This window comes from Sphaerospermopsis sp. LEGE 00249 (genome assembly GCF_014299995.1).
GTDB classification, from domain to species: domain Bacteria; phylum Cyanobacteriota; class Cyanobacteriia; order Cyanobacteriales; family Nostocaceae; genus Sphaerospermopsis; species Sphaerospermopsis kisseleviana.
In genome coordinates this window covers 30178-50694 of record NZ_JACJUZ010000019.1, presented here as the reverse complement: position 1 = coordinate 50694, position 20517 = coordinate 30178, and the positions used below count along the sequence as shown (strand labels likewise).

At 35.0% G+C, this 20517-nt stretch carries 19 protein-coding genes; 2 read left to right on the top strand and 17 right to left on the bottom strand.

What is annotated here, in order from left to right; translation table 11 throughout:
* Positions 1 to 37 precede the first annotated feature (37 nt).
* From H5968_RS09070 to H5968_RS09025, 10 genes are all read right to left on the bottom strand, one after another.
* Positions 38 to 847, bottom strand: coding sequence for a hypothetical protein (locus tag H5968_RS09070; protein WP_222620618.1), 810 nt, complete (start codon positions 845 to 847; stop codon positions 38 to 40).
* Positions 848 to 851: 4 nt separating this feature from the next.
* Positions 852 to 1919 carry a hypothetical protein gene (locus H5968_RS09065; RefSeq protein WP_187039679.1) on the bottom strand — a complete coding sequence of 356 codons (1068 nt, stop codon included), beginning with the start codon at positions 1917 to 1919 and terminating at the stop codon, positions 852 to 854.
* Between the two features lie 71 nt (positions 1920 to 1990).
* Positions 1991 to 3259: a VWA domain-containing protein gene (locus H5968_RS09060; RefSeq protein WP_187039678.1), complete on the bottom strand. Its 1269-nt coding sequence runs from the start codon at positions 3257 to 3259 to the stop codon at positions 1991 to 1993.
* A gap of 166 nt (positions 3260 to 3425) precedes the next feature.
* Complete coding sequence (locus H5968_RS25615; protein WP_255427090.1) at positions 3426 to 4712, bottom strand: hypothetical protein; 1287 nt, start codon at positions 4710 to 4712, stop codon at positions 3426 to 3428.
* A gap of 91 nt (positions 4713 to 4803) precedes the next feature.
* Complete coding sequence (locus H5968_RS09050; protein ID WP_187039677.1) at positions 4804 to 5034, bottom strand: hypothetical protein; 231 nt, start codon at positions 5032 to 5034, stop codon at positions 4804 to 4806.
* 189 nt (positions 5035 to 5223) lie between these two features.
* Positions 5224 to 7533 (bottom strand): hypothetical protein, encoded by a 2310-nt coding sequence (locus H5968_RS09045; protein ID WP_187039676.1) that lies wholly within the window; start codon positions 7531 to 7533, stop codon positions 5224 to 5226.
* Between the two features lie 194 nt (positions 7534 to 7727).
* Positions 7728 to 8603, bottom strand: a complete 876-nt coding sequence (locus H5968_RS09040) for a GTPase domain-containing protein (RefSeq protein ID WP_187039675.1) — start codon at positions 8601 to 8603, stop codon at positions 7728 to 7730.
* The gene (locus H5968_RS09035) at positions 8596 to 9420 is read right to left on the bottom strand and encodes a hypothetical protein (protein ID WP_187039674.1); all 825 of its coding nucleotides are present in this window, start codon (positions 9418 to 9420) and stop codon (positions 8596 to 8598) included. Before H5968_RS09035 ends, H5968_RS09040 begins: the two co-directional genes overlap by 8 nt.
* 74 nt (positions 9421 to 9494) lie before the next feature.
* Positions 9495 to 10241, bottom strand: a complete 747-nt coding sequence (locus H5968_RS09030) for a hypothetical protein (RefSeq protein WP_187039673.1) — start codon at positions 10239 to 10241, stop codon at positions 9495 to 9497.
* A 606-nt stretch (positions 10242 to 10847) separates the two neighbouring features.
* Positions 10848 to 11015, bottom strand: a complete 168-nt coding sequence (locus tag H5968_RS09025) for a hypothetical protein (RefSeq protein WP_222620617.1) — start codon at positions 11013 to 11015, stop codon at positions 10848 to 10850.
* A 22-nt stretch (positions 11016 to 11037) separates the two neighbouring features.
* Between H5968_RS09025 and ilvD the strand changes: the two genes are divergently transcribed.
* Entirely contained in the window at positions 11038 to 12732 is a 1695-nt protein-coding gene (ilvD, locus tag H5968_RS09020; RefSeq protein WP_187039671.1) for a dihydroxy-acid dehydratase, read from the top strand.
* A gap of 288 nt (positions 12733 to 13020) precedes the next feature.
* Here ilvD and H5968_RS09015 read toward each other — a convergent pair whose 3' ends face one another.
* Positions 13021 to 14190 (bottom strand): FAD-binding oxidoreductase, encoded by a 1170-nt coding sequence (locus H5968_RS09015; RefSeq protein WP_187039670.1) that lies wholly within the window; start codon positions 14188 to 14190, stop codon positions 13021 to 13023.
* Positions 14191 to 14221: 31 nt separating this feature from the next.
* Between H5968_RS09015 and H5968_RS09010 the strand changes: the two genes are divergently transcribed.
* Positions 14222 to 14731, top strand: a complete 510-nt coding sequence (locus tag H5968_RS09010) for a GNAT family N-acetyltransferase (protein ID WP_187039669.1) — start codon at positions 14222 to 14224, stop codon at positions 14729 to 14731.
* Positions 14732 to 14789: 58 nt separating this feature from the next.
* On the opposite strand, the gene H5968_RS09005 is transcribed toward H5968_RS09010, so the two are convergent.
* The 6 genes from H5968_RS09005 to H5968_RS08980 all read right to left on the bottom strand — a co-directional run bounded on the left by H5968_RS09005 (position 14790) and on the right by H5968_RS08980 (position 20466).
* Positions 14790 to 15890, bottom strand: a complete 1101-nt coding sequence (locus tag H5968_RS09005; protein WP_096565408.1) for a hemolysin family protein — start codon at positions 15888 to 15890, stop codon at positions 14790 to 14792.
* 382 nt (positions 15891 to 16272) lie between these two features.
* Positions 16273 to 17655 (bottom strand): AtzE family amidohydrolase, encoded by a 1383-nt coding sequence (locus tag H5968_RS09000; protein ID WP_187039668.1) that lies wholly within the window; start codon positions 17653 to 17655, stop codon positions 16273 to 16275.
* Positions 17652 to 17840, bottom strand: coding sequence for a DUF4089 domain-containing protein (locus tag H5968_RS08995; RefSeq protein ID WP_096565405.1), 189 nt, complete (start codon positions 17838 to 17840; stop codon positions 17652 to 17654). Before H5968_RS08995 ends, H5968_RS09000 begins: the two co-directional genes overlap by 4 nt.
* A gap of 81 nt (positions 17841 to 17921) precedes the next feature.
* Positions 17922 to 18281, bottom strand: coding sequence for a hypothetical protein (locus tag H5968_RS08990; RefSeq protein WP_137667716.1), 360 nt, complete (start codon positions 18279 to 18281; stop codon positions 17922 to 17924).
* 70 nt (positions 18282 to 18351) lie between these two features.
* Positions 18352 to 18795: a KGK domain-containing protein gene (locus tag H5968_RS08985; protein ID WP_187039667.1), complete on the bottom strand. Its 444-nt coding sequence runs from the start codon at positions 18793 to 18795 to the stop codon at positions 18352 to 18354.
* 192 nt (positions 18796 to 18987) lie between these two features.
* Positions 18988 to 20466, bottom strand: a complete 1479-nt coding sequence (locus tag H5968_RS08980; RefSeq protein WP_187039666.1) for a thioredoxin-like domain-containing protein — start codon at positions 20464 to 20466, stop codon at positions 18988 to 18990.
* Positions 20467 to 20517 lie beyond the last annotated feature (51 nt).

Here is a 20517-nt window from a genome sequence, read left to right as displayed (position 1 = left end):
TCTCGGATAAATCTCGGATAAATATTAACTTGGATCATCATGGTTCAGACTTATCATTAATTAGCCAGGTATTATTATTTTCGCTCCATATTAAATAAATACGATTGCGAGTATCTTGAAACTCTCTACCATCGTTCATATAATACCATAACTCAGCATCTATACTAGCAGTATTGTTACTAATGTTTACAATCTCAATGTTACCAATTTTGATTTCTTTAACACTATTCCACCATTTTTGATATTCAGAATAACTACTAGAATAATTTTTAAACTGATCTGATAAATTACTCCATGTTTGACTATACTCGCGGTTGTTTAAAGATAAATAATAATTTCTAATAAAAACAGCAGGATCTTGTCGATTTGAATTTTTTGTCTGTTTTGTTTCTAAGAGACTTGATTGAGTTAATGATATTGGAGTTTCTGCATCTTTTTGTAATTGTAATCCTAAATCAAAAGTAGTTGCACCTTCCATAGCACCAATTTGGATAATATATTTACCATCAACAGGTAAAACAGGATTATTCATTAATTTATTATCTGGTGTATAAACCCAAATACAAATATTCTGATTTGTTTGATAAACTAACTTATTACCAGTTTTACCCATAAAAGTGTAACCAACTGATTTATTAATGCTGACTTGACCAGATTTTGTAATTGTACTTTCATGTAGTACCATAGCTTCTACATCTTTTGCATTCAAAGAAACTTTAGGTTTTTCACTACAACCAGAGGAAGTAGTAAAATCAGGTAAAAAAGAATCATTCTGACAAGCCATGAGTGATGTGATAAAGGTTACAATGGTAGAGTAAATAAATAAGTTTTTTAGGTATATTTTCATATTTTTATGAATTAATTAGCTTAATTTTAGTAACGTACCAATTCTCATTTTCTTGATTCCAAACAAGATAAAATTTTAATCTCACAGGAATTGATTTACCATTTTTCATTTCATAACGACTTCTAAAATTGACAATAGCAGAATCATTATTCTCCGATGCAATACTAACATTATTAACATTGACATAATTAACTTTTGTCCACCATTCAATAAAAGAATCATAACCATTAGGGTGTAATTCTTTGTCTTCTTTAACTTCTGTGGGGTAAATATCCCAAGCTGAATCATACTGTTGATTATTAATCATAGTATAATAGTTCTTTATAGCTTTTGCTGGTGATATTCTATTTGGTATTGTTGATACTGATATTGATTTTTCAGAAATATTTTCTTTTGGTGAGATATTATTAGTTGTTTTTTGTGTCTGAGTTTTTTTGATCTTAGTTGTTGTTACAGGTTTAGGAGAAGATGGTTTTTTGATCTTAGTTGTTGTTACAGGTTTAGGAGAAGATGGTTTTTTGATCTTAGTTGTTGTTACAGGTTTAGGAGAAGATGGTTTTTTGATCTTAGTTGTTGTTACAGGTTTAGGAGAAGATGATAAATTAACAGCTTGGGTATTATCTTCTAGTTGCAATGCTAAATCAAAAGTAGTTGCACCTTCCATAGCAGCAATTTGGATAATATATTTACCATCAACAGGTAAAACAGGATTATTCATTAATTTATTATCTGGTGTATAAACCCAAATACAAATATTTTGATTTGTTTGATAAACTAACTTATTACCTGTTTTCCCTATAAAGGTGTAACCAAGTGATTTATTATTTGTCACCATCCCTGACTCTGTGATGGTTTGAGAATTGAGAGAAACAAGTTTAACATCGTTGGTTTTTAAAACTGTGGTTGGTTGGGTAGAACATCCAGAACTATTCTGAGAATTATTCTGAGAATTATTCTGAGAACTATTCTGAAAAATACCCATTTCATTAAGTGGTTGAATTGGTAAACAACCAGTCAGGAAATAAAAACTCAAAACACTTACATAAAATCTAAGAATTTTCATCAAGTTCATTCCTTTGTATTCCTTAAATGCACTCTTTCAATTCATTCTTTAAATTCATTATTTCAATTCATCATTTCAATTCATCTATTACCTTCTGCTTTGAGATATTTTCCCCAATAGTGAAAAGGAACTATCCCCCCTACAATAACGATAAATAACACCGTTATAACCATCATTAAACGAACTTCCCAAGGAAGCGATCGCCCAAACACAGGCATAATATATTCTACCTGTTTTGAATCCACAGATTTACCTTTTTCAGTTACCCTCACTTTAATATTGTGTTTAGAACCCCGTTCTGCATTGGGTTGGGTATAGGTAATTTCATATTCTCCCAATAAAGCATTTAAAAATAATTGTAAGTTCTCTCCTATTGTTTCTGCATCACCAGAGAACTCCGCAATACCTCCCGTTAAATTGGCAATTTCCGCTAATCTTTTTTGGTCTACAAATTGGGCTTCAGGAACTTTTTTTGTATTGATATCACCACGGGTAGCAGGTCTACCTAATTTATATTTTATACCTAATTCCTGTGGTGTCAATCCATAACCTAAAGTATGTACTGTAATGTTTTCATAACCTTTAAGTAACTTTTTTAAAGCCTCAAAATCAGCGTATTCATTCAGTGCATTATGATAACCATCAGACAAGAGAATTATTGATAGTCTTGGTTGTGGTTGGGAAGAATTTTCTGGCAAGTTAAAACGGGAGTCTTTTTCATTACCTAAAAACTTCACAGCTTTGGTTAAAGGTTCATATAAATCTGTAGATGCACAGGGAGTTAAACCAGATAAATAATCTAGAAGATTTCCTAGTTTAACATCATCGGCTGATAGAAATTTATCTAAAGTTTCTTTATTGACAGGATATTCAGGACAATTATTGCCAGACTTACCAAAAGGAACTATAGAAATTTGTGTATTTCCTCCCCTCTCTCCAGAAATTTTAGTAAATTGCCGAATCGCCTTAATTGCACCAGTGACTTTTTTGATTCCCCTACTATCTACCTGATTCATACTACCACTAAAATCAAGTAAAACTATAATCCAAGCAGGAGGAGGTACACTTTCTTCTGGACTTTTCCAATCTTTAGGTTTAAATTGGACTGTCCGATTATCAACTGTTAATTTAAAATTAGTATCTTGTAAACCCATAACAGGTTTATCATTTTTATCTTTGACCTTAATTCTAACTGTTACTTTATCATTTTTAATTGTAGGACTACCCACAATTTCAGCTTGTTTAACTGCTGCTAAAGTAGGATTAAATGAAGCACCAAGCAACAACAAAAATACAGCTAAAGACTTACCAATAAAACAATTTTTAATCAACTCTTGTGGAACAGGCATCTTGCCTGTAATGCTGGTAATGCCTGTAATTGATATGATTTGTTTACTGATAATTTTTGATTTTCGATGGGCGGGCAGGACCTGTATTGAGCTTGTCGAAGTATGCCCACCCGACAATATTTGATCATCTGGAAATTCTGTTGTAAATTCTGTTTTTACCATGTCTTTAAGCCTGGGGATCTAAAAAGCGGTTATAGTAGACAAAACGATAATATTTCTCTTCATTAATACCATCGACACTTGTTGTATAAAAAGTTAAAACATAATTATGTTTTAAAGGAATACTGCGTCGAGACTTCAACCTAGTTCCATTTACTTCTATCGCATAAAAAAACTGATGATCTGGAATGAGAGTAGCTGTCCTTTTCTCTAGTTTAATATCAGCAACATGGAGCGGTAGACCAGGAATAGAAATATGTGTATTTTCAACAGTGCAGCCTATTCTGATTGTACCATTACCAGGTAACTGAATTGATAAACCTTCTTCAATTTCATCATCATTAATATTGTCAGTTTCTGTGATAAATGATAGGTAAGACTTATCAATCGCAGGATAAGATTGATTGATATTTGGTATTGGTGGATTTTGAGCATCATTTTTAGACTCTACAGACTCTACAGACTCTACAGACTCTACAGATTCTTTAACATCATCCTCAGACTCTACAGACTCTACAGACTCTACAAATTCTTTAACATCATCCTCAGACTCTACAGACTCTACAGACTCTACAGACTCTACAGATTCTTTAACATCATGATTAAATTCTATATATTGTCGAGGAACATCTTTAAATTCCACATATTCAAAACCTCTACCCGCCCGCAAAGCTGCAATATAACTAGGGGAGTTAGTGAGACTAAAAGCAGCACCTAATAAAAGACCTAAAATGCTAAAACCAATGGGATCTTCTATACCTTTAAATTCCGCCGGCATTGTCCCCCAACTTAATCGCATTATTTCAAACAAAACTGCTGCGGTAAAACTCGCACCAATACCAGCAAGAACGCTAGTTTTTAATCTTTGTTGAAAGCGTTTTTTACTTCCCGCTTCTATACTATACCACCGCCAACTTAAACCTTCCGCAATACCTACAGAACTACCAATTAATAACCATCCTAATGTTCTGACTATAGGTGTAGGTACACGAATAATTGGCAAAAAGAGAATTTGGGAAATAATACCAGCGATTAAACCAGAAAGTGTACCTAATCCCAAGGCGATTAATAGGGGTTGTTTGGCAGTTTGCAAACTGCGTTTTGGTCTGGTAGGGTTGCTGATAAATATTTCATTTATCACCATACCAAATGCTAAGGAAATTGCTATACAAGGAAATAAGACAATTTCGGGAAATTGTGATAATAACCCTAAATCTGTGAGGAAAAATTGACCTATATTCCAGCCTAGTAAGGCTGATGTAATGCCGGCTATGATGTAAAGGTAGATTCTCATGGTTGGTGGATCTTTTGATTGCTTAAATATTAATTTTTAGATTAATTTTTAGGGATAAGGGTGTAAATTAAGTTCCTTAATAAAGCGGTAATCACTTTTCCACTTTCCACTCATTTTGTCTTAACTGACGTAACCATTGATTACTATCTTCCATATCTTTTCTATCTTTCCACATTCCGATAAATGGTTCATTTTCTAAATTGATAGAATTATTTTGCTGCACAGGAAACGATGTAGTTATATTTTGAGAGATGATCTTTTTTTCTTCATCACTTAGAGAGTTAATAATTTTAATCAGGGAATCAAGTAATTTAGTATTCATTTTGTTATCCTCTTATTGTCAGTAAGTAAACCCAGAAATGTACAAACTTTGTTCGGAGAGCATTCCGCAGGAAGTGATCGTTTCTCAATGCAGTATTTATATTTTACAACAATAGGGGAGGGTTAGGGTGGGGTAAAAGGGTAACACAAGCGATCGCGCTCATTATTTGTAATCCTTAAAATACCCTCCTTAGTCCCCTCTTGTAAAGGGTTTAGCATTGACTTTGTCTTTAATATCTTCTGTCAATTTTTTATAAAGCTTAGAGTTTTTTACCTGAACAGTTTGGTTATTAGAATTATCGTTCTTAGGCTTAGAACATAAAATCCACAAGAAACATTTAAGTTTTTCACTATTATTAACTGCGATTTTTTGATATGGTATCTTGTTGTTAATTTGATAAATATAAATTGCTCTCACCCATTGCTGTTGAGTCGCTAAGTCTGTTGATTCTTTATCAGGGGATAAATCCGCGTATTGAAGTTTAGGTTCTCCTTCTGATATTGATTTTTCTAAGATTTCCTCTAGCTTGCTTGAGACTTTTTCTTTTATCTGGTTTTTATTTACTGATGTTTGTGTTGATGTTGATGATGTTGTTGTTTGTGTTGCTGTTTGTGTTTGTGTGTTAATTTTTTCCTCAACAACATCATTTACAATCGCTGGAATTAATGTCTTGATTTCATTAAAAGGATAAATGCCACTACCTGTCAATTTGTCATTATTTCGCAATATAACCTGACAGTCTTTGTTCTCTTGAGGATCGTTAAAAGTCTTACTACACAAAGATTTTTCAATATCAGTTGCACTAGTAGAAGATTGCCAAGTTTTTGTACCGATAAACCAACCACTAACTAAGATTACTAGGGAAAGAGGAACAACCAATCCAAGTTTCATATCATACTCCACAATAAAAATAATAAAATCAAAGGCATGATCAATTAAATTCTTTTTTCGTACAAGACTTAAACCAAAAACAACAGATGAAGATCGGCGACGGTATGGTGCATCAGTTACTAGATCAAATAAATCTTTTTTAACTTCTCCCTCTTGGATTTGATAAAAATATGCAGCTAAATCATATTCTTTGAAATTTTCAAATAATTCAGCTAAAGGTTGATATCCTTCAATTTTCCAGTTGCGATATTGAATACTTTTCCAATAGCGTATTAAACCTTCCCAAATTTCCTTTTCACATTTCAAATTATTTTGCCATGAATCATTTTGAGTTTTAATTTGAGTTTTAAGAACAGAATTTGGGTATAAGTTATTAGAATTATAACAATGATCATGAATTAATTGTAAATCATATTTAATATCATTAAAAAATTCCTTTTGAGCATAAACCCAAGCACTACCTTCCATCGCTAACAACCAACTAAGACTATCTACCGATATTTTCTCATCTAATAACTTGGGTAATAGATATTTAATTCCTGCTGATAGTTGTTCTTTAGGGAATGATTTCCGAATAGCTTTTTGCAACTCTAAAGACATCATTTGATTTTCATCAGGTTTTTTACCAGGTTGAATCTTCAACCATGCCAAAAACTGCGGTAAAGTCTCTGGTAAAACCATCGCTCTTATTGTCATCAATCTTACCATTTGCGGACTATAAATTTTTTGCTTGATCGCTTTATCCGCACCTTGACCATTAAATAAATTCTCCCAATATTCATCAGTAACTTCCTCATTTTCTACAGCTTTAACAATTTCCTCCACTGCTTCCGGTTTGACTTGGGAACTATTCATTAAACTGCGAATCCCGGCCTTTAACGCTGCTTCATCAAAATTTACTGCTGAAACAATCTGACTAGCATTGGCAATGGCTCGTGTTAGTCCGTCATAGGCTTTTTGTGATGCTGGTTGAATTATTTGGAAACGTTCCGGTTTTACCAGTGCTTCTACATTAAACGCCCAGGATACAGGTAAACCATTTTTAGATTCATTAGGTTTTCTAATAGCTAAACTGTTAAGAGTATATAAATCAATTTGCCGTTCTACTGGTAAAACTATCGGTTTTTGTTGTGCAAATGGTAAAGATTTATATTCATTTATTTGATCATGATCAGGTTTAGGAGTTTCTCCTGTAAATAAATGAGGACTATCTTTAACATCTAAAGGGTTAAATCTTGGTTTTTGATTTTGTTCCCACCAAGCCAATATATACCGTAAATAACTGTTATCTCCCTTACATAAAAAATAACGATAAAAAGCCGCACTGCGTCCCACTTCATCCTCTCCTCGTGTAACAACAGCGATTACACACCAAGCATCATCACCACTTCCTACTACCCGCCCAATAATTGCCGGTTTTTCACTAGATGCACCTTCAGTTAAAGCAAATTCTTGATTAGCGATCGCCCTTTCTACAACTTGAGGAATAGGGTTAATAGTAGCGTTCATATATTGTCCCGTAAAACCAAGGGACACCCAACCATTATCCCGTTTTTGAATGTGAATACCTGTACTAAATTCGTGGATTTCAATGTTTGGTGAACTCATATTTTTTATCATGTTTTTTATTTTTACCTACAAGGAGAGAGGCTTTGAAATTTTGGTTTTAGTAGGGGCGAAGCATTCGGCTGATAACCTATCGCTAAAACCATTGATATTCTGTCTGAATGCTTCGCCCTTACAATTAATGAATCGGTGTTCTAGGAGAGGGTGAGGGTAAGATCAAAAATGGCTAACTTCTTTCATACATGATCTAATTCTGGATGACGTGAACCTTTAGCCAGCCAATAAATGGGCGCAACTAAACCAAAAGGCCGCCACAGTTTAGGATTTTTAATTACCGCTCTCACTCCTCCTCTACTCCTATTTAATAAGTTAACATTTGGTTCGGGATATTTATTACCTAACATCCCAAAAGCAGAAGCTGTAAAAAATTCTATCTCTCCTCCTCCCATTTGTTGCCAAGCTTGTAATTTGCGGCAAACTTGGGGAAACCGCGCTGATGCTAAAAATCCTGGTTTATCTCGATTTACCCATAAATCAGATTGTTCACATTTATTCAATACTAAGGCAATTCGGCGCTTACTGCCATTGATATCATTCCGATCCAGTGCTAACAACAATTTATCTAAACCATTGGCATATTCTAAGTCTTTACGGCGACTGCTACCATCAACTAAAAACATAATACCATTAGCTTGTAAACAATCTTCTAAATATTCCTCTAACTGGGGATTTTGACTTTGATGTAATAAGTCACTAAAAAATTCTCCTGAATAGTCTCTAGAACTGATATTCAGGTTAAACAATGGAGAACCTATTTTTTTTTCTTTTAGACTTATTTGCAAAGTGCAATTTGTAACCTCTGAAATATTCTCTAACTTATTTGGTTCTAGTTGTAACCCTTGTTCTAAGATATTCTGAGCTTTATTGATCAAGTCTTCTCCACCTTCATCTACAGCAGTTACAGCTTGCACTGGACTGTCAGGATCAGCATTTGGCCACCGTGCTAAGGAAGCCATATATGTGGTTTTTCCAGAAGCGCGATCGCCTATCACTCGTAACACTACACTACTTTGTAATGGGGTCTGATTTTTACTTTTAAATAAATTAAGCATCTTCTTTCATCTTCTTACCTGTACTCAACCAATAAAGAGGGGAAATCATTCCATAGGGAGACCATTGTTCAGGTTCTCTTAAAACAGAATATCTGTTCTGTTTTCCTAATTCTTCTTTGCGATTTGGTCGTGGATCTGTACGGTGTAAAACCCCAAAGGTAGAAATGGCATAAAATTGTAAATTTTTACTGGGAATATTGTCTTTTAAAAATGTCAGGGTGTCTGGAAAATGAATGGCAAATAAATCATTTTCTGGATCTAACCTACCAGGCCACAGTTCCCCTCTTTCACATTTACTCATGGCTACTGCTAACCGTAAATCCTGCAATCTTTCTTGTTTATCCATTAAGTCTATGAACCTTTTGAAAACTCGTTTATAAAATTTATCTGTTCCTTGTTTCCACTCAGTTAACAAAATTAAACACCCTTGAGTATCTTTACTTAAACACTCATTCATAAATTCTTCATGGACTGGATCAGCAGATACAGATTCTAATTCTTTAAAAACTTCTCCTGGATAGTCACGGACAGCTAAATTAATTTTTTCTGGTTTTTGCCATTTTTTCTGGATTTCAATCAAAAATGAGTAAACTTTTAAATCATCAATGGTTGTAACATAGGTCTGAGTAGGCTCTAAAGATGCACCTTCTACAATAATATTTTCTGCCTTATCTGCTAGTTCTTTGGTTTCTTCATTTAATGCTTGAACTTTAAAATTTTTGGCTTTCCAAGCTGCTGTGCTTGGTTTATAAGCCAAAGCTGCTAAATAAGTAGTTTTTCCTGAAGCCTGTGGTCCAATTACGTGAATATTGCCCATATCACACCCTTGTAATGATTTTTCAAATCTTTGTTATCGTTGAATAATATCCATAATATCTACATAATTTACACCTATTTAGCTAAAAAACTACCTAAATAAATCCACGGTAATTCTAGGAGACTCCGATGGTAAATAGATGTAATGAAACACCGCACAGAAGCGCCATCAATACCTTGATTTAATTTTTCTATCTGGGAATAAATCGGACGAAAATATTTTTGTAAAACATAACTATGTCGTTGTTGCCAGTTGAGGGAACTACCATAGGGTTTATAAGCTAGTTTTCCTCCTTCTGTGGATAAATTACAAAATAAATCAGCTTTGTTCATACAAATAGCCAAATGTCTGACTTTTGGACATTGTTGATGGAAAAATGTTACCCATCTCTCAAAACGATTACACCATTGTTTCTGTGTGGGGAACTGTTCTACATCCACACCACTTTGAAAACTCATCCCCCGATGGGGTGGGAGAATAAGTAATAGTCCTTCACTATTGCGAATAGGATCTAAAAATTGAATCCACCGATCAGTATTATCTTTTTGCCAACTTTTTCGCCATACCTCCCCCCCTGTATCAACCCAATTTACTAAAACCTGCTTATTCCCAGATGGTAGCCGCACATTCATATCTAAATAATATTGATATGGTGCTACTGCATCCGTGGGCTTGCCTTGGTAATTTTCATCCAGCAATGACAATCTAAGATTGTCATAGTCGAGATTACTAACTTTGACATATTCACCATCGGGGTTGGCTAACTCTAGTGCTAGGTGAGTCTTGCCTGTTGCGCGATCGCCTATGTATACTACTCCCACACAGATTACTTTGATGACACTATATATATTTGAATCTAATTATACGATAATAGTTGTGACACAGTTTTGAAATGAAGTATATTTTTTTTATTTTTTTTATTTTTTTTATTTTTTTTTGTGTAGCAGTTTGTTAAAAAAGTATAAAGCAGAACTAATAATCTACGAGAAACTAACATCTCTACACTTGTTACATAAGTCATTACATAACTACGTAAAAGGTTTTTTAAGGTTTTTTTAAAGCATCTCACCTTGTAAGGGAGAGGTTTTAATAGGAGTTAATTTATACCTAAAAATTTTTTTTTAACAATTTCTAAAGATTTGTAAACTAAGTAATTTAAAGTGATAAGCTGTTGTTCATTTAATTTGTATAAGTGGAACAGGCATCTTGCCTGTTAAACAAGAGTTCAGAATATTAGGATTATACAATTTAGCTGTGTAACAGCTTATACCATGATTTTAATTACATTACTTCACGGAATAGCACTTTTAAAACATCGTTTAACTATAAAATCTAACTATAAAATCTAACTATAAAATCTAACTATAAGATTTAACTATAAAATTTAACTATAAAATTTAACTATAAAATTTATTTTACACGACTACTTATTTGATACATAAATAATCACCAATGATTAATAAGCCAATCATTAATAAATCAATAACTAAGAAACTAATAACCAATGACCACTTTTTGAGAGAATAAATATCTACAAAATCTACAAAATCTACAGAGTCTACAAAACCCACAAAAATCGCCATAATAGCGATCATGGTACAGAAGGAATCAATAAAAATGGCAGAAAATTTAAGAAGTAAAGTAGTTACTCAAGGGGTGCAGCGATCGCCTAACCGGGCTATGTTACGGGCGGTTGGTTTCCAAGATGAAGATTTTAACAAAGCCATTGTCGGTATTGCCAATGGTTACAGCACCATCACCCCTTGTAATATGGGCATTAACAAACTCGCCCAAAGAGCAGAAATTGGTGTAAAAGAAGCCGGTGCAATGCCCCAGATTTTCGGTACTATTACCATCAGTGATGGCATTTCAATGGGAACAGAAGGAATGAAATATTCCCTAGTTTCCCGGGAAGTCATCGCCGATTCTATCGAAACCGCTTGTAGTGGGCAAAGTATGGATGGTGTGCTGGCCATTGGTGGTTGTGATAAAAATATGCCCGGTGCTATGTTAGCAATGGCACGTATGAACATCCCCGCCATATTTGTATATGGTGGCACAATTAAACCCGGAAAATATGACGGTAAAGACTTAACCGTTGTCAGTTCTTTTGAAGCAGTAGGTCAACACAGCGCCGGTAAAATTGATGAAAATGAACTATTAGCAGTAGAACGTAACGCTTGTCCCGGTGCTGGTTCTTGCGGAGGAATGTTCACAGCTAACACCATGTCCTCAGCCTTTGAAGCAATGGGCATGAGTATACCCTATTCCTCCACCATGGCCGCAGAAGATGAAGAAAAAGCCGAAAGTACCGCCAAATCAGCAGCCGTTTTAGTAGAAGCTATCCGTAAACAAATCTTACCCCGGCAAATTATCACCCGTAAATCTATAGAAAATGCCATTTCTGTGATTATGGCCGTGGGTGGTTCTACCAATGCAGTTTTACATTTTCTGGCGATCGCCCGTGCTGCTGGTGTAGAACTGACATTAGACGACTTTGAAACTATTCGCGGTCGTGTTCCCGTCATCTGTGACTTAAAACCCAGTGGTAGATATGTAGCCACAGACTTACACAAAGCCGGTGGTATTCCCCAAGTCATGAAAATGCTCTTAGTTCATGGCCTGTTACATGGTGACTGTCTTACCATCTCAGGACAAACTGTAGCCGAAGTTTTAGCAGATATCCCTGATGAACCATCACCCGCTCAAGATGTGATCCGTCCTTGGAATAACCCCATGTACGCCCAAGGACACCTAGCTATTCTCAAAGGCAACCTAGCTACTGAAGGTGCAGTTGCCAAAATTACCGGGGTGAAAAAACCAGCCATTACCGGACCTGCGAGAGTATTTGAATCAGAAGAATCTTGTTTAGATGCCATTTTAGCAGGGAAAATCAAAGCTGGGGATGTGGTAATTGTCCGTTATGAAGGACCTAAAGGCGGTCCAGGAATGCGGGAAATGCTCGCTCCCACCTCTGCTATTATTGGTGCAGGTTTAGGTGACTCCGTGGGTTTAATCACCGATGGGCGTTTTTCCGGTGGTACTTACGGGATGGTAGTTGGTCACGTTGCCCCGGAAGCCGCAGTTGGTGGTAATATTGCCTTGGTAGAAGAAGGTGATAGCATTACCATTGACGCTAATGCGCGGTTATTACAGATCAATGTATCTGATGAAGAATTAGCCCGTCGTCGTGCCAACTGGCAACCCCGTCCACCCCGCTATACTAAAGGTGTGTTAGCTAAATATGCTAAACTCGTAGCCTCTAGTAGCGTTGGCGCAGTTACAGATTTAGATTTGTTCGATCATCATTAATTAGGGCTTGCTGAATAAACCTAAAACCTTGATAGATCAAAGGTTAGAGGCTGATAAACACAGAAATTAGTGCAAGGGTTTTGAAGGGTATACCGGAAAAAGTGTGCATTTTTTGGGATTTTAAGAGATGGCAAAGAAATTTTCCAATCTCCTCCTGACTCCTGACTCCTGACTCCTATGCCCTCACGGAAAGACTTTCTCAGCAACCCCTAATTAGACCTGTCCGAAAAAGATGTAGGGACAATTCATGAATTGTCCCTACCATTGAAACAAGAATCCCCGTCCTTTTCAGGCGGGTAGCGTCAACAACTGATCAATAATCTTATCTTCCTGTCCAGATAGAAATTTAGCAAAGCGTTGTGCTAAAGGTGGAACAAAAACAAACGGACTGCTAAAACCAGAGAAAATATGAATATGTTCAAATTCGGGAATAGTACCAATTAAAGGTAATTTATCTTTGCTAAATGCAACTAAACAATGATGCCAAGTTCCTGGTAAATTTCCCAAAGCTGGTAATATGTGCGTGATACTTGTTCGCAACCATTTTTCACTTTCCTCTGAGTTAATTTGTTCATGGGGATCTGTAAGAATACGACTAATTTGACCTAAACGCAAACTACCATCAAGAAACTGGACTGCACCTGCATCTAAAATAGGTGGTACTATTTCACCAGGTTGATCCCATAATTGATCATTTTGAGTTGATGCAATTTCTAATTGAAGGCGTTGTAAAATCGCCGGTGTGACTAAGGTGCGTAACCGCAGATCCACTGATGGAGTTTCAATTATTTCTGCATGAGAAAAATAAATCTTCACAGAAATACCTACTGATTTTAATAATTTTCGGCTCATTCCACCAGTACAAATGGCTATATCAGCACTGTGGAAGGTGTCCGTGGTTGTTTTTACACCTCTAAAACTTTTGTCAGCGACAAAAATATATGTAGGTTCTAATACTTTGGTAAACTGTATTTCTCCCCCCAGACGTAGAAATGCTTGAATGTATGCTTGCCTTAGTTTTTGCGGATGGACATGACCATGTTTGACAGTTAAAGTACCAGAGATAGCATTTTTATTGAGTAATGGTTCTAACTCACAAGCTTCTTGAACACTCAATAGCTGGGGTGGTGTGCTAAGATGAGAATAGGATGCTGCTGCTACCTTTGGTTCAGTATCATTAGCGATAGTTAGTAATAAATCTAATTCTCGGAATTGGATATCAGCATCTAATTCTGGCGCTAGGATTTGATAACGAGCGATCGCTTCTTGACATAGTTGTTGTGTCACAGGTGTTGTACCAGACCAATAAGCAATTCCACCATAACTATAGCGAGTAGCATTTTGTGGTGTTTTGTCTTGTTCTAGCAGCAGTACCGAAAACCCCGTTTTTGCTAATTCATAAGCAAGTGCAGCACCTGTAATTCCTGCACCAACCACAATCCAATCATACACTTTCATAAATAATTACATAAATAATTACAATTTGATTATGAAAATCCGTGCTGAAAATATCCTCGACTATCCAACCATAGCAAAAGTCAACACACTAGCTTTTAGGGGAAAAAAAGAAGCTAAACTTGTGGAATTTATTCGCTCATCTAACGCTTACATATCTGAACTTTCTTTAGTTGCAGAAATTGAAGATCATGTAGTTGGTTATATCATGTTTAGCTATGTTGACTTAGTAACAGCACAAGAACAACTACCAGTATTGAGTTTAGCACCAATGGCGGTTCATCCCCAATTCCAACATCAAGGTATTGGAAAAGCATTACTGAAAACAGGCCTAGAACTAGCAGACAATAGAGGAGAAGCATTAGTTGTAGTTTTGGGATATCCCAAACTTTATCACCCCTTTGGTTTTCAAGCAGCCATAAATTATCAAATAGAATGTCCTTTTAATGTTCCTGAAGACTTTTTTATGGTGAAACCACTCTCAGGTTATGAAGATAAATATCAAGGAAAAGTTATTTATCCTCCGGAAGTTCACAATGTTTAATTCCTGGATGTTAAGTTTTTTTCGCGTAGCTTATTTTGCAAAAATTTGGAATTTTAAATTAATTTGTGTTTCCTATTTTTAGATCATAGTTATCATGTTTTTCTTCAGTTTTTTCTCCAGTATGAAGAGTATTGATAGACTGCAACATTTTTGCTCGTTTCTTCCTGGCAATTTCTTGTAAATCGACCGTTTTATCAGTCTCATCTACAATTTCACCAGTTATTACCTCCAGCACATCTTCCAAAGTAATCACACCAGCAACACATCCATATTCATCTACTACTACTGCAAGATGTTCATGGGATTCTATAAAATTTTTGAGCAGTTTGTCAGCACGAATGATCTCAGGAACAAAGCGCACTTTTCTAGCTAAATCAGCAATTTTTTGTTCACCACTTCCTTCCACCATCGCTGTAAGTAAACTCTGTTTTAAAGCAAATCCCATCACTTGATCAATAGATTCATCAATAACAATAATCCGGGTATGTTGGGAAGCAATAATATCTGCTTTTGCTTCAGCCAAGGTCAAATTACCGCGTATATATGTCAGCATAATTTGGGGTGTCATTAAATCAGATGCTGTCACATCATTTAATCTAAATACCCTCTGAATCATTTCTGCTTCATCACTTTGGATAATACCTTCTTGTTGACCAATATTTGCTAAGAGTTTGATTTCTGCTTCGTTGGTTGTTGGTCTTTTTCTCCCTTGAGAAAATGGTGCAGTGACATTTTCTAAAATCCACACTAAGGGTGTAAAAACCAAAGAAATTCCCGTTACAGGTATGGCTGTGAGTATAGCAATTTGTTCAGAATATCTCTCACCAATTGTCTTGGGTATAATTTCTCCAAAAATAATAATCAGAAAAGTTAATATTCCCGAAAATATACCAAGCCATCTATCTCCTAATACTTGAGTTGCAATACTACCTGTGATAATACTTCCAATAATGTTGAAAATATTATTGAGGATTACTATTGTGGCAATAGGCCGATTCATGTTTTCACGAATCGCTAGAAGTGCAACTGCGGCAGGTTTTTTAAATTCCGCTAATTGTCGCACTCTCAATGTGGGAACAGATAACAGCGCCGTTTCTGTAGCAGAACACAATGCTGAACCTAAAAGCAGTACACAAACAGTAATTACTAGCTGTAACATATAATTTCCCAAGTTTGGGAATAGATAGGGGTTACTGAGAAAGTCTTTCCGTGAGGGCATAGGAGTCAGGAGTCAGGAGTCAGGAGTCAGGAGGAGATTGGAAAATTTCTTTGCCATCTCTTGAAATCCCAAAAAATGCACACTTTTTCCGGTATACCCTTCAAAACTCTTGGACTAATTTCTGTGTTTATCAGCCTCTAACCTTTGATATATCAAGGTTTTAGGTTTATTCAGCAAGCCCTAGATAGATGGTTGGAGTTAGCTAAAAGCTGAATCAGCTAATTAACTCATTTAAGCTTTAATGATTGTAACGCGATTTGGAAATTTCTCAATATAAAAATTTTCACAGATTTTCATAATTTATTTGGCGAAACCTCAGAAGTCAAAATTCATGCAGTAAACCACCAGAAACAATTCCCTGTGCTTCCAAAACTGCTGCAACTCTTAAAATCAAAGCTTCATTATAGGGTGCAGCTATTAATTGTACTCCTAAAGGTAGAGAATTTTTCTCCCTAATTGGTACTGATAAAACAGGTAAACCAATAAAAGACAATGGTTGAGTAAACAACCCTAAATGTGGACGGACAAGAATTTCTTCACCATCTAAAATCATTGTTTGTTGTCCAATTAATGGGGCAGAAATTGGGGTTGTTGGGGCAATAATTATATCTACATTTGCAAATATCTCTCTCACTTGATCTCTATACCATCTTCTAAAACGTTGTGCTTGAATATACCAAGAATTAGGAATTAAAGCACCAGCTAAAAATCTATCTCGCGTTGCTGGATCAAAATCTTGAGGACGGGATTTTAAGTTTTCTAAATGCAGATTTGCACCTTCACAAGCTGTAATTACAAATGCCGCAGCACGAGCTATTTTCGCTTCTGGTATTGTGACATATTCAGTAACATTTAAAGCCTTAGCAACTTTTGCCACTGCTGCTAAAGCTGCTGGTTCTGCTTTTTGGGTAAAATAATCATCGGCGATCGCAATTTTAATCCCAGAAATATCATTATTTATTTGTGGTAAACATAAATCAATCGGACGTTTTGTACAAACCGGATCTTGCTCATCTTCCCCCTGAAGAACATCAAATATTGTCGCAATATCTCTCACAGAAGTTGCAAAATGTCCGATATGATCTAAACTACTAGAAAATAATTTTACACCCGCACGGGATAACCTGCCATAAGTAGGTTTAAAACCAAAAATACCACATAAAGCCGCAGGAACACGAATAGAACCATTCGTATCTGAACCCAAAGAGAAAGGAACTAAACCCGCAGCTACAGCAGCAGCAGAACCTCCCGAAGAACCTCCCGCTATTCGTTGTAGATCATGGGGGTTACAAGTTGTACCATAATGGGCATTTTCTGTCACAAACCCATAAGCATACTCGTCCATATTCAACGCACCAACCAACACTGCACCGGCTTTTTTCAACCTAGCAACTGCGGTTGCATCTTGAATAGCTGGTAAATTTTCAGCATTGATTTTTGCCCCTGCTAAAGTTGTTAAACCAGCTATATCAAATAAATTTTTAACAGCAAAAGGTACACCAGACAATATACCAGGATTTTTACCTTGAGCAATTTCTTGATCTATTTTGGCAGCATCTTTTAAAGCTGTTTCTGTGGTAATTTCAGTAAAACAGTTTAATTCTTTATTTTTGGTGGATATTTTATTTAAGGTTGTTTGGGTAATTTCAACTGCGCTAAATTTACCTGATAAGACATTTTGAGATATATTTACAGCGTCATTCATGGTTCAAAAGTAGTTGCTATTTCTATTTCTTCTGGTAAAGGGAAGTTATTGACTACTTCTGCTATTGATTTGATTCTTTCAAAATTGGCAATCACTCCATCTTTATATTCATTATTAATTGGTAATTCCAATAATAACGACATTTGTTTCACATATTCTAGGGTATTTAAATTTTGATTTTCCATGTTTTTGATACTTAATTTGTGATTTGTTATTAATCTTGTTTTATATCATATTTATTAATACTCCTTTAAATAAATATTGAATTAGCAACAATTAGAGAATTTTACATATGTCAGCAAAATAGTCTGTAATTTTTCTATCCAATCTTCAACTCCTTTATGACAAAATTCCCAATCAGCTAAATCAATCTCCCATGTTTTATCTACAGAATTTTCTATTTGTTGAAGAAATTCTTCATCTTCATATATTTTCTGACAAAACCTAGAATAATCTAACTGATATTTTTCTTGATACTTAATATCTCGGTGACGCAGTTCAGCAATTTTTACAGCAATCTTATCAAGAGTATATTGTTTAAGCGCCAAATCCATTGATTCTTGTAAATCTCCTAATGCGGATAAAACTTCAATGTATTCATCTTTAATTGATACTGTTACCATCATTTTTACCTCATCATTAAGCTATTGAGATAGATTAAATCAAAATGGTGCGTTACGCTGTTGCTAATAAACCCTACGTATTATTTATCATTTTTCTCAGATCATCTAATGGTGATTCAGGTTCTTCTGGTTGATCAGGTGAGAACTCAAGGTAAACATTATCTGGGTTGTTTCTATTAGGTGAAATTGATATATTAATTTGCAATTGTCCGGTTTTCCAACCTTTACCGCCAATTTTTAAGAATTGACAATTACTGATATTAATATGGAAATTAATATCATTAATACCTAACTCATTCTCACCGATAAAAATATTCTTCAATGAATTTATCAACAGATAAGTATCAACTATAAATATTTCTCCAAAGGCATTTTGCTGAGTTTTAGTATTTTCATAGTTCAATTTTAATTGAATTTCTTGCAAAACTAATTCTTTCAATCTATCAACCTTAAATGTATCTTTGTTAATCAGCAATATATCATCATCACAGTCTAAAGGAATAAATTTATGTTTCATGTTCATCAACCTAACAAGTAATATACTAAATCATTAAACTCAATTACATCAATAATAAATATATCATATTTATTATTTAACTAATCATGCCGTAAAAATACGTAACATTGTTTTCAGATAAGATTACATAAAATCATCCATTATCATCTGCGTTCATCTGCGTTCATCTGCGTTTAATTATTGTTTAAATCCTCAAGATGGAAAACACACACCAGACGCACATAAACCAGCAAACTCCATTATTATCACCTCCAAAGTTTCTAAATTTACCCTTCTAATTACATGATTATTTGTATCACAAACATAGAGAAAATCACCAAAAAAACTCAACCCTGAAGGTTCAGAAAAAACCCAACTTTCCCCACCTGATAAAATCGTTTTACACTCCCCATTGCTCAGATTCACTAATTTGATTTTATGATTATATGTATCTGCAATAAAAAGCTGATGATTAAAATATTCTACACCCAAACAATGCTGTAGACGAACCTCCTCACCTATTCCATCTACATCACCAAAACCAAATAACATCCCACTACCGCAAATAGTTCTCACCTTACCATTTTCTGATATTTCCACCCCCCTAATAGAACTTGTTTCACTATCAGCAATAAACAACTCTTCACCATTTGTAGTTATCCCACTAGGTTGAGCAAATGCACATTCTTGAAAATTCCCATCTACACAACCTTCTGCGCCACTACCAGCATAGCTATGAATGGTATTTGTTAATAAATTCATTTCCCAAATTTGATGATTTCCAGACATTGTAATAAAGAGAGAATTTCCGACTTTAACTAGATCCCAAGGTGAATTTAATTCTATTTCCAAGGCTTTACCACCATGAGGATAGATGATATTACTTTGTTTCCCTGTTCCTGCAATAGTTTCTACAATTTGTTTTGGTAAATCAATTTTTCTTAAAAGATGATTTTCTGTATCAGCAATGTAGAGACTTTTAGTGTCACTATCATAAGTCATTCCTTGAGGTGCAGAAAATTCACAACTTTGAAAATTACCATCTTTTACACCCCGTTTACCTGTTCCCATAACCTGAATAAATTCCCCTTGTAAACTACTCATAATTACGCGATGATGTCCAGAGTCAGCAATAAATAAACTGTCTGGTGTAGCTAAAACTTTACCTGGAAAAGCTAAGGGTGTAATTAATGTTTGATGCTGTTTTTCTAAGGTGAATTTTAATGGTTGAATATTAATGTGATTTGGGATTTTACTCAAAATCTGAATGATCATGTTTTCAATCTTTTGAAGATGTCCTTCCCCTGCAAATTGCCCGATCACATATCCTTGTAGATCAATAATAATTAAAGTAGGCCAAGCTTTGATAGTATAATGTTCCCAAACGCGAAAATCACTATCAACTAAAATCGGATGTTCAATGTCATAACGCAATATCGCTTGACGGATATTTTCAATTTCTTTCTCGTTGTCAAATTTCCCAGAGTGAACACCAATCACTGTTAGACTATCTTGATATTTGCGTTCTAAATATTTTAAGTCTGGTAAAATGTGCAAACAGTTAATACAACAGTATGTCCAAAAGTCTAAAATGATAATTCTCCCTCTGAGTGCTTTTAGAGATAAGGGTTTATCTGTATTTAACCAAGGGTAATTTTCTGGTAATTCTGGCGCTCTAACACGAGGAATCATAGTAATTTTAGATTATTGTAGAAGATTATTGTAGATTTTAAGATTGAGATC